The 10,933-nt window shown below is 73.2% G+C and carries 9 protein-coding genes; 8 read left to right on the top strand and 1 reads right to left on the bottom strand.

Features of this window, described 5'->3' with window-relative positions; translation table 11 throughout:
- The first annotated feature begins 257 nt into the window (after positions 1-257).
- The 8 genes from ACZ6RC_RS23735 (at position 258) to ACZ6RC_RS23700 (ending at position 10,041) form a co-directional block, all read left to right on the top strand.
- On the top strand, positions 258-1,547 hold the full coding sequence (locus tag ACZ6RC_RS23735; protein ID WP_469586543.1) for an MFS transporter: 1,290 nt from the start codon (positions 258-260) through the stop codon (positions 1,545-1,547).
- Positions 1,548-1,849: 302 nt separating this feature from the next.
- Positions 1,850-2,785 (top strand): glucose-6-phosphate dehydrogenase assembly protein OpcA, encoded by a 936-nt coding sequence (gene opcA / locus ACZ6RC_RS23730; RefSeq protein WP_391133878.1) that lies wholly within the window; start codon positions 1,850-1,852, stop codon positions 2,783-2,785.
- 320 nt (positions 2,786-3,105) lie between these two features.
- Positions 3,106-4,827: an IclR family transcriptional regulator domain-containing protein gene (locus ACZ6RC_RS23725; protein ID WP_469586540.1), complete on the top strand. Its 1,722-nt coding sequence runs from the start codon at positions 3,106-3,108 to the stop codon at positions 4,825-4,827.
- A 200-nt stretch (positions 4,828-5,027) separates the two neighbouring features.
- On the top strand, positions 5,028-5,783 hold the full coding sequence (locus ACZ6RC_RS23720; protein ID WP_469586536.1) for an amino acid ABC transporter ATP-binding protein: 756 nt from the start codon (positions 5,028-5,030) through the stop codon (positions 5,781-5,783).
- Between the two features lie 102 nt (positions 5,784-5,885).
- Entirely contained in the window at positions 5,886-6,740 is an 855-nt protein-coding gene (locus ACZ6RC_RS23715; RefSeq protein WP_469586533.1) for a glutamate ABC transporter substrate-binding protein, read from the top strand.
- 10 nt (positions 6,741-6,750) lie between these two features.
- A complete protein-coding gene (locus ACZ6RC_RS23710) occupies positions 6,751-7,416 on the top strand; it encodes an amino acid ABC transporter permease (protein WP_391133866.1) in 666 nt (221 codons plus the stop codon).
- Positions 7,413-8,384, top strand: a complete 972-nt coding sequence (locus tag ACZ6RC_RS23705; RefSeq protein ID WP_469586529.1) for an amino acid ABC transporter permease — start codon at positions 7,413-7,415, stop codon at positions 8,382-8,384. The genes ACZ6RC_RS23710 and ACZ6RC_RS23705 overlap by 4 nt, the downstream gene beginning before the upstream one ends.
- Positions 8,385-8,442: 58 nt before the next feature.
- Complete coding sequence (locus ACZ6RC_RS23700) at positions 8,443-10,041, top strand: molybdopterin-dependent oxidoreductase (RefSeq protein WP_469586526.1); 1,599 nt, start codon at positions 8,443-8,445, stop codon at positions 10,039-10,041.
- Between the two features lie 136 nt (positions 10,042-10,177).
- Here the strand turns inward: ACZ6RC_RS23700 and ACZ6RC_RS23695 are convergent, their stop codons facing one another.
- On the bottom strand, positions 10,178-10,915 hold the full coding sequence (locus tag ACZ6RC_RS23695; protein ID WP_469586523.1) for a dienelactone hydrolase family protein: 738 nt from the start codon (positions 10,913-10,915) through the stop codon (positions 10,178-10,180).
- Positions 10,916-10,933 lie beyond the last annotated feature (18 nt).

Here is a 10,933-nt window from a genome sequence, read left to right as displayed (position 1 = left end):
GCGGCCGGGCCTCCGACCACCCCCGGGGGGGGCCCCGCCCCCCCCCCGCCCCCCGAGTTCCCCCCCCCCCCCCCCCCCCCCCGCGCCGGCGCCCCCCCCCCCGGGGCCCCCCCCCGGGCGCTCTTCCGTCATGCCGGTGTGGGCGTGGAGGTCGGGGCGCCGTCGGCGAAAAACCCCGCGCTTGCAACTAGAGCGCGTCTGCAAGTATTGTGAACGCTCGTAAGGCGCTCGCGCAATTTCTTGGAAGGTGCTCTTCAATGCCACTCGCGCTTCTCGCCCTCGCGATGGGGGCCTTCGGGATCGGCACGACCGAGTTCGTGATCATGGGCCTGCTGCCCGACGTCGCGGCCGACTTCGGCGTCTCGATCCCCACGGCCGGGCTGCTCGTCACCGGTTACGCCCTCGGCGTCGTCATCGGAGCCCCGCTGATGACCGTGCTGGGCACCAAGGTGACCCGCAAGCGGATGCTGATGATCCTCATGGGCCTCTTCGTCCTCGGGAACCTCCTGTCGGCCGTCGCCCCGAGCTTCGGCGTCATGGTGGCCGGCCGGATCGTCGCCTCCCTCGCCCACGGCGCGTTCTTCGGCATCGGCTCCGTCGTCGCCGCGGAGCTGGTCGCACCCGAGAAGAAGGCCGGCGCCATCGCCATGATGTTCACCGGCCTCACCGTCGCCAACGTCGTCGGCGTCCCCGGCGGCACCCTCGTCGGCCAGGCCATCGGCTGGCGCGTCACCTTCGTCATCGTGGCCGCGCTCGGCGTCCTGGGCCTGCTCGGCATCGCCCGGCTCGTCCCCGACATGCCGAAGCCCGAAGGCGTCCGCATCCGGCACGAACTGGCCGTGTTCAAGAACGCCCAGGTGCTCCTCGCCATGGCCATGACCGTGCTCGGCTTCGGCGGAGTCTTCGCCGCCATCACCTACATCGCCCCGATGATGACCGAGGTCGCCGGCTACGCCGAGTCGTCCGTCACCTGGCTCCTCGTCCTCTTCGGCCTCGGCATGGTCGTCGGCAACCTCGTCGGCGGCAGGTACGCCGACCGCCGTCTGATGCCGATGCTGTTCATCTCCCTCGGTGCCCTCGCCGTCGTGCTCGCCCTGTTCACCCTGACCGCGCACGACAAGGTCCTGGCCGCGATCTCCGTCGCGCTCGTCGGCGCCCTGGGCTTCGCCACCGTGCCCCCGCTCCAGAAGCGCGTCCTCGACCACGCCCACGGCGCCCCGACCCTCGCCTCCGCCGTCAACATCGGCGCGTTCAACCTCGGCAACGCGCTCGCCGCGTGGCTCGGCGGCATGGTCATCGCCGGCGGCCTCGGCTACACCGCGCCCAACTGGGTCGGCGCCCTCCTCGCCGGCGCCGCGCTGCTGCTCGCCTTCCTCTCCGCCGGCCTGGAGCGCCGCGACCGTGCCGCGGGCCGGGCCGTCCCCACGGGCCTTCCCACGGACGCGCCCCTCTCCGCGACCGGGGCCGCCGCCCCCGCGACCGGGCAGGTCGTCACCGGTTCCGCCGCCGCGCCGGCTCGGGAACGGGCCGCCGCCCCGGTCCGATAGCCGGTCGGGGCCGTCGCCTCGGCGCCCGCGACGCCGATGCGGCCGGTTCCGCGCGCGTACCAGGCCGAACGCCCGGCCGCCCCGGTCCCGCACCGACGCGCCCTCCGCCGACGGGACGTCCCCGGAGCCTCGCCGCCTCCCCGGACGTCCGTTCGGCGCGCCGCCGCCCGAAATCCGGCCCGTTCCCCCTCCGGTGCCGAAGAGTTCGACGAAGGACCGCGGAAGAACCGCTGTCCCGCGAGCGCTACGGGGAAGCAGTGGAGGAAGTCGCTCGCACGAGACGGAAGGAACGGGCGCGGGTCATGAAGATCGATCTCACCGACACCAACTCAAGCAAGATCAACAAGGCGATCCTGTCAGGCCGCAGGTCCATCGGGATGCCGGCGGTGGGAATGGTGCTCACCCTCGTCATCGTCACCGACGAGGAGAACGCCTACGACTCGCTCAAGGCGGCCAACGACGCCTCCCGCGAGCACCCCTCGCGCACGCTCGTGGTGATCAAGCGCCATGCCCGCTCGCCGCGCGAGCGCCTCCTGCCCCGGCTGGACGCGGAGGTGCGGGTGGGCAGCGACGCCGGTGCCGGCGAGACCGTCGTGCTCCGGCTGCACGGCGAACTCGGCGCCCGCGCCGACTCCGTCGTCCTGCCGCTGCTGCTGCCCGACGCGCCCGTCGTCGTCTGGTGGCCGGTCGACGCCCCCCAGGTGCCGTCCAAGGACCCGCTGGGCGCCCTCGCCCAGCGCCGAATCACCGACGCGTACGCCGTCGAGAACCCGCTCGCCGCGCTGGACGCCCGCGCCGCGTCGTACGCCCCCGGCGACACCGACCTCGCCTGGACCCGGCTCACCCCCTGGCGCTCGATGCTCGCCGCCGCGCTCGACCAGGCCCGGGCGACGGTCGTCTCGGCCGCCGTGGAGAGCGAGGCCGACAACCCCAGCGCCGAGCTGCTGGCCCGCTGGTTCGCCGACCGGCTGAAGGTCCCGGTCGAGCGGGTCGTCACCGACGGGCCGGTGGTCACGGCGGTCCGGCTGGGCACGCCCGACGGGGAGATCCGCATCGACCGCCCGGAGGGCCCGGTGGCCAGGCTGGCCATCCCCGGCCAGCCCAACCGGGTCCTCGCGCTCAAGGTGCGGACCACCGCCGAGCTGATCGCGGAGGAGCTGCGCAGGCTCGACCCCGACGAGATCTACGCGGCCGCGCTCCGCGCCCAGGTCACGCCCCCGGCCCCGGCCGCCGGCTGAGGGGGTGCCCGGCCGATCCCGCCGGGGTCGAGGCGTCTCGTACCGCGGCACCGCCCCCGGCGCCATCGGTCGGTCGTCGCTCCTCCGCATCGGCGCCCTCCACCGCCTTGCGATCGACGGCATCGGACAACGCTCGCTCCTCCGTCTTGCGATCGACGGCACCGGACACTGCTCGCTCCTCCGCCTTGCGATCCACGGCACCGGACAACGCCCCCTCGTCCGGCCTACGGTCTCGACCTGGCCTCTCGGGACGCGGACCGTGCCCGCCCTCCCGGGCGCCTTCCTCTACGGTGTCCCTCGAGATCCGTCAGGGAGGGGCCATGTCACCGAGCGACACCGCTCCGGCGCCGGACGGCCGGACCCCGGACGCTTCGGTTCCGCCGGAGGCCGTAGCGCCGCTGATGCGCGGCCTCGCGGTGCTGCGCGGGCTCACCGACGCCGACGGGGCCCTCAGCCTCAGCGAGCTGGAGCGCACCACCGGCCTCGCCCGCTCCACCGTCGACCGGCTCACCGGCACGCTCGCCCGCATGGGGTACGTACGCCTCGACGGCCGGGACGTCTTTCTCGCGCCCCGGCTCATGGAGCTCGGCAACGCCTATCTCGCCGCCCTGCGCCTGCCCGGCCTGCTCGGTCCCCACGCCGACGCCCTCGCCGAGAAGCTCGACGAGTCGGTCTCGCTCGCGGTGGGGGACGGCGACGCCATCCGCTTCGTCCACCAGTCCACACGCCGACGCGCGATGTCCCTGAGCTTCCGCATCGGCGATCCGCTGCCCGCCGAACGCACCGCCCCCGGCGCCCTCCTCGCCGCCCGCTGGACCGCGGCCGACTGGGAGCGCTGGCGGGCACGCCGCCACAGGGGTCCCTCGGCCGCCGGACCGTCCGGGACCGGGCCGGGCAGCGGCCCGGACCGCCCGGAGCCACGAGGCGGGGACCGGGACCGCGAGGACTTCGCCGCCCGGGCGGCGCTCGCAGGGGAGCGGGGCTGGGCCCTCGACGACCAGCTCATCGAACCCGGCCTGGTCGCGCTCGCCCTGCCCGTACGGGACACCGACGGCGCCGTCGCCTGTGTGGCGAGCGTCGTGAGCCACACCAGCCGCCACACCGCCGCCTCCCTGCGGGACGCGATGCTGCCCCGGCTGAGCGCGGCGGTCTCCACCTGGGAGGAGCTGCTGCGGCAGCCGCCGTACCCGCGGGACGCGGCGCCGCCGCCGCGGCCCGTGGGTCTCGCGGCATGGACCCGCGCCTCCAAGCAGGAGGGCGGACGCGCCTTCGTCGAGTCGCTGGCCCGCGGACTCACGGTCCTGACCGCATTCGGAGAGGGCCGCGGGGCGCTGCCCCTGAGCACCGTCGCCGAGACCACCGGCCTCGCCCGCGCCACCGCCCGGCGCGCCCTGATCACCCTGGAACACCTCGGATACGTCCGGGCCGAGGGCCGCCTCTTCAGCCCCACCGCCCGGGTGCTGGCCCTCGGCTACCCCTCCCTGTCCCGTATGCCGCTGCCGCAGATCGCGGCCCCGCACCTGGCCGCGCTCTCCCGACGGGTGCACGACTCGGCCTCCCTGGCCGTCCTCGACGGAGCGGACATCCGCTACACCGCCCGGGTCGCCACCCGGCGCATCATGAGCGTCCACATCACCGTCGGCACCCGCTTCCCCGCCCACGCCACCTCCATGGGCCGGGTGATGCTGGCCGGCCTCCCCGCGGAGGAGCGCCAGGCCTGGCTGGCCGCCGGGGAACCGCGGGCCCTCACCCCGCACACGGTCACCGGGCGCCCGGAACTCGCCGCCCTGCTGGCACGCGTACGGGAACAGGGGTACGCCCTCGTCGACGAGGAGCTGGAACAGGGCCTCAGGTCGATCGCCGTACCGGTGCGCGACCGGGCAGGCGCGGTCGTGGCGGCGGTCAACGTGGCCATGCACAGCAGCCGGCGTACGGCCGAGGAGTGCGTCGGGGACGTCCTCCCCGAGCTGCGCGCCACCGCCGCGGGCATCGAGGAGGACCTGCGCACGGCGGGACGCTTCGCGCCCGTACCGGCGGTCTGACCGCGCCTGGAACCGGCGACCGCCCGTCGGGCCCCTCCGCGCGATGACAATCGCTCCCGCCCGCCGGGCCCCTCCGCGCGAGGACAATCGCTTCCGCTCGCCCGCCCCGGCGCGTTCCCGGCGTGCGCCGCGGGCACGGCGGGCGGAGCATGAACGTGGGGAGGAAGCGGTAAGCGGGGGCGGTGACCCTGGAGGGTGCCATGCCCGTCCCGGTAGGCGGCGACGCGCTTGTCGTCCTGAGCAACGTCGACAAGCACTTCGGCGCGCTCCACGTGCTCCAGTCCATCGATCTGACCGTCGGCCGCGGCGAGGTCGTCGTCGTCATCGGCCCCTCCGGCGGCGGCAAGTCCACGCTCTGCCGGGCCATCAACCGGCTGGAGACCATCGACTCCGGCGAGATCGTCATCGACGGCAAGCCCCTGCCCGCCGAGGGCCGGGAGCTGGCCGCGCTGCGCGCCGACGTCGGCATGGTGTTCCAGTCCTTCAACCTCTTCGCCCACAAGACCGTGCTCGAGAACGTCACTCTCGGCCAGATCAAGGTCCGCAAGAAGGACAAGAAGGAGGCCGATCGACGGGCCAGGGAACTCCTCGACCGGGTGGGCGTCGGCTCCCAGGCCGACAAGTACCCCGCCCAGCTCTCCGGCGGCCAGCAGCAGCGCGTGGCGATCGCGCGCGCCCTGGCCATGGAACCGAAGGTGATGCTCTTCGACGAGCCCACCTCGGCCCTCGACCCCGAGATGATCAACGAGGTGCTGGAGGTCATGCAGCAGCTCGCCAGGGACGGGATGACCATGGTCGTCGTCACCCACGAGATGGGCTTCGCCCGCTCCGCTGCGAACCGTGTGGTGTTCATGGCGGACGGCCGGATCGTGGAGGAGACGACACCGGACCAGTTCTTCAACAACCCGCGCAGCGACCGTGCCAAGGACTTCCTGTCGAAGATCCTGCACCACTGAGCCTCGGCTCGACCGGACCCGGACCGGACCACGGCACGACCGGGCCGCGGAACCACCACCGCGGCCGCCGCCCGCACAGGAGCCCCCAGGGGTGTGAAGGCCATGAACCCGCGCAAGCTCACCAAAGCCGCTCTCGCCGCCGCCGCGGCGGCCGTCCTCACCGTCACCGCCGCCGGCTGCGGCGACGACGGAGGGAACGGCGGATCCGGCTCCGCCGCCACCGACGACGAGAAGATCACCGTCGGCATCAAGTTCGACCAGCCCGGCGTCGGGCTGAAGACACCGGACGGGACCTACACCGGCTTCGACGTCGACGTGGCCACGTACGTCGCCAAGCAACTCGGCCACGATCCCGCCGACATCGAGTGGAAGGAAGCCAAGAGCGCCGACCGCGAGACGCTGCTCCAGCGCGGCGACGTCGACTTCATCGCCGCCTCGTACTCGATCAACAACGAACGCGCCAAGAAGGTCGACTTCGCCGGGCCGTACCTCCTGGCCCACCAGGACGTGCTGGTCCGGGCGGACGACGACTCCATCACCAAGCCGTCCGACCTCAACAACAAGAAGCTCTGCTCGGTGACCGGTTCCACCTCCGCGCAGAACGTCAAGACGAAGCTCGCCCCGCAGGCCCAGCTGCAGGAGTACGGCGGCTACTCCGAGTGCCTGACCGGTCTGGAGAACGGCGTCATCGACGCCGTCACCACCGACGACTCGATCCTCGCCGGCTACGCCGCGCAGGACGAGTTCAAGGACAAGTTCAAGCTCGCCGGCTTCAAGATGAGCAACGAGAACTACGGCATCGGCGTCCAGAAGGGCAGCGAACTCAAGGCGCAGATCAACACCGCGCTGGAGAAGATGGTCGCCGACGGCTCCTGGCAGGCGGCCGTGGACAAGAACTTCGGCCCGGCCGGCTACCAGAACGAACCAGCCCCGACGATCGGGACCGTCGTGAAGTGAGCGGGCCGCCGTGTTCGACTTCCTCGAAGGGTACGACCTGCTGGGAGCCTTCTGGGTGACGGTGCAGCTCACCGTCTACTCGGCGATCGGCTCCCTGATCTGGGGGACGCTGCTGGCCGCCATGCGCGTCAGCCCCGTCCCCCTGATGCGGGGCTTCGGCACCGCCTACGTCAACATCGTCCGGAACATCCCCCTCACCGTCATCATCGTCTTCACCTCGCTCGGCCTGTTCCAGACCCTCGGCGTCGACATGGGCGCCAAGGATTTCACCACCATCAACTTCCGGCTCGCCGTGCTCGGTCTGATCGCCTACACCTCGGCCTTCGTCTGCGAGGCGCTGCGCTCCGGCATCAACACCGTCCCCGTCGGCCAGGTCGAGGCCGCCCGAGCCCTCGGGCTCGGCTTCCCCCAGGTCCTGCGCCTCATCGTGCTGCCGCAGGCCTTCCGCTCGGTCGTCGGGCCGCTTGCCAACGTGCTGATCGCCCTCACCAAGAACACCACCGTGGCCGCCGCCATCGGCGTCGCCGAAGCGGCCCTGCTGATGCGGGAGATGATCGAGAACGAGGCCCAGCTGATCCTCATCTCGGCGATCTTCGCGGCCGGCTTCATCTGCCTCACGCTCCCCACCGGGCTCTTCCTCGGCTGGCTGGCCAAGAAGGTGGCGGTGAAGCGATGAAGCGCCCCGGCACCACCCCGTCCGCCGGCCCCACCACGGCACGGCGCACCACCACCGCCCGCCCGCCCGCAGTCCTGTACGACGTCCCGGGGCCCCGCGCCCGGCGCCGCAACGTCCTCTACACCGTCCTGTTCGTGCTGGCCCTCGCCGCGCTGGTCTGGTGGGTGGTCATGGCCCTCGCCGAGAAGAACCAGCTCACCGCCGCGAAGTGGGAGCCGTTCTTCACGGACTCCCGCACCTGGACGACGTACCTTCTGCCCGCCCTGGAGAACACCCTCATCGCCGCGGCGCTCTCCATGGCCATCGCCCTGCCCCTCGGCGCCCTGTTCGGCATCGCCCGGCTCTCCGACCACCGGTGGGTGCGGGGCGCGGCCGGAACGGTCGTGGAGTTCTTCCGCGCCATCCCGGTGCTGATCCTGATGCTCTTCGCCAACGCGGCCTACTCCGAGTTCACCGACATCAGCCCGGAGACCCGCCCGCTGTACGCCGTCGTCACCGGGCTCGTCCTCTACAACGCCTCCGTCCTCGCGGAGATCGTCCGGGCCGGCATCCTTGCCCTGCCCCGCGGCCAGACCGACGCCGCCCAGGCGATCGGCATGCGCAAAGGCCAGACGATGACGAACGTCCTGCTCCCGCAGTCCGTCACGGCCATGCTCCCCGCGCTCGTCAGCCAGCTCGTCGTCATCGTGAAGGACACCGCGCTCGGCGGCGCGATGCTCGGCTTCTCCGAACTCCTGGCCTCCGTCCGGCCCATGAGCGCCAACTACGGCGCCAACACCATCGCGAGCTTCACGATCGTCGCCGTGATCTTCGTGATCCTCAACTTCGCGCTCACCACCCTCGCCGGCCGGCTCGAACGCCGGCTGCGGCGCGCCAAGAAGTCGACGGGCGCGGTCGTCGGCGCCGAGGCGGTGGAGGAACTCGCCCGGCCCGGCGAGCACATCGGACCGGCCGACGGCCCGAAATGAGACGCTCTCCCGGGTGAATCGGCCCATCCACGAGGGCCGCGGTGCCGAAGGGAAGGACATGACCCCTTCCGATCCCCCGCGCGACCCCACCCGCACCGACCGTCTCCTGGCCGGACTCGGCGGACTCCTCGCCGGGTACGCCTCCCTCGGCGTCGCCGAACTCGCCGCCGCGGCGGTCCGCCCCGAGGCGGGGCCCGTCACGGCGGTCGGCGGCGCGGCCATCGACGTCACCCCCGCCGCGGTCAAGAACTGGGCCATCACCGCCTTCGGCGAGAGCGACAAGATCGTCCTCCAGCTGGGCATCCTCGCCGTGCTCGCCGCCCTGGCCGTGGCCCTCGGCCTGCTGGCCCTCAGCCACCGCCGGGCCGGTGCGGCCGGAGTACTCGCCTTCGGCGTCGTCGGCGCGCTCGCCGCCGTCACCCGGCCCGACTCGGACTCGGCCGCGGACGCACTGCCCTCCCTGGCCGGCGCCGTCGCGGGCGCCCTGCTCCTGTACGTCCTGATCGGCCGGCTCCTCACCGCCCGGACCGGGCCGGGACCCTCGGCCGTACCGGAGACGGCCGCCGCCGCGGGCCGCCGGAGCTTCCTGGTGATCGCCGGTGCGAGCGCCGTCGGCGCGACGGCAGCAGCGGTCCTCGGCCGCGCCCTCGGCGGCACCCGCGCCCAGGACGCCGTGGCCTCCAGGACGGCCCTGCGGCTGCCCCGCCCCGCGTCCCCCGCCCCCGCCGTACCCCCGGGGGCCCAGCTGCCGGTCCCCGGGATCAGCCCCTTCGTCACGCCGAACCGGGACTTCTACCGCGTCGACACGGCGCTCGTCGTCCCCAAGACCGACGCCACGACCTGGCGCCTGCGCCTGCACGGCCTCGGGGTCGCCCGGGAGCTGCGCCTCACCCTCGCCGACCTGATGGGCCGGGAGGTGGTCGAGCGGGACATCACGCTGGCCTGCGTCTCCAACGAGGTCGGCGGCCCGTACGTCGGCAACGCCCGGTGGCTCGGCGTACGGCTGGCCGACCTCTTGCGCGAGGCCGGGGTGGTCCCGCCGTCCGCCGGGGGACCGGCCGACCAGCTGGTCGCCCGGTCGGTGGACGGGATGACGATCGGCACCCCGGTCGAGCAGGTGATGGACGGCCGCGACGCCCTCCTCGCCTTCGGGATGAACGGCGAACCGCTCCCCTTCGACCACGGGTTCCCGGTCCGTATGCTCGTCCCCGGTCTGTACGGCTACGTCTCCGCCTGCAAGTGGATCGAGGAGATCGAGCTGACCACCTTCGACGCCTACGACGCCTACTGGGTCCCGCGCGGCTGGGCGGCCGAGGCGCCCGTGAAGACGCAGTCACGGATCGACACCCCCCGCTCGTTCGCCCGCCCCGGACCCGGCACCGTCATGATCGCCGGGGTGGCCTGGGCACAGCACCGGGGCGTCGCACGGGTCGAGGTGCGGATCGACGAGGGCCCGTGGCGGGAGGCCCGGCTGGGGGCCGAGGACGGCCGGGACACCTGGCGCCAGTGGATGTACCCCTGGCAGGCGACTCCCGGCCGCCACACGCTCACGGTCCGCGCCACCGACGGGACCGGCGAGGTCCAGACCGAGCGGCGTACGGACACGATGCCCGACGGGGCGAGCGGCCGGCACTCGGTGGTGGTGACGGTCGACTGACCGTCCGCCACCCGCGCCCGGCTACGCCAGATACGGCCCGGCGGCCCCGATCCGGCCGGGACCGTTCAGGACGTACGCCCAGGGAGGGGCCGTGCCCGACGCCCACCTGGCCGTGCGCCCGGCATGCTTGCCCGGGTCATCCCTCCAGATCCTCCGTCACGGGCAGGCACTCGGCGAGCAGGTCGACGATGTCGTGCCAGGCTCGCTGCGCGTGCCGTGGGTGGTAGCCGACGCCGGGGACCACGGGGTGGTCGACCGGCGGGTGGTGGAAGGCGTGCAAGGCGCCGCCGTAGACCACGAGCCGCCAGTCGACGCCTGCGGCCTGCATCTCGGCGGTGAACGCGTCCCGTTGCGCGGGCGGCATGATCGGATCTTCCGACCCGACCCCGGCCCACACCGGGCAGCGAATGCGCGCCGTCTCGCCCGGTCGGCCCGTGGCCAGGCCGTTGACTGTCCCGATCGCACGCAGGTCGACGCCGCCGCGCCCGAGTTCCAGCGCGATAGCGCCCCCGGTGCCGTAGCCGACGGCGGCGATCCGGTCCGGGTCGGTCCGCGGTTCGGCGTGCAACACGTCGAGCGCCGCACGGCCGATGCCCCGCATCCGGTCGGGGTCGCCGAGCAGCGGCATGCACCGGGCCAGCATCTCCTCGGGGTCACCCAGATAGCGCCCGCCGTGGAGGTCGAAGGCCAGCGCTACATATCCCAGCTCGGCGAGGGCATCGGCCCGGCGGCGCTCGACGTCGCTGAGCCCCATACCCTCCGGTCCGAGCAGCACCGCGGGCCGGCGGCCGACACCGGCCGGGAGTGCGAGGTGCCCGATCATCGTCAGACCGTCGGCCGCGTATTCCATCGTGCGCGTTGTCACCGTCGTCATGAGCCTGGACGGTAGTGA

It is taken from the genome of Streptomyces sp. NPDC048353 (assembly GCF_055587165.1).
The sequence above is the reverse complement of the archived record's forward strand: the minus strand, read 5'-3'. Positions and strand labels throughout refer to the sequence as shown.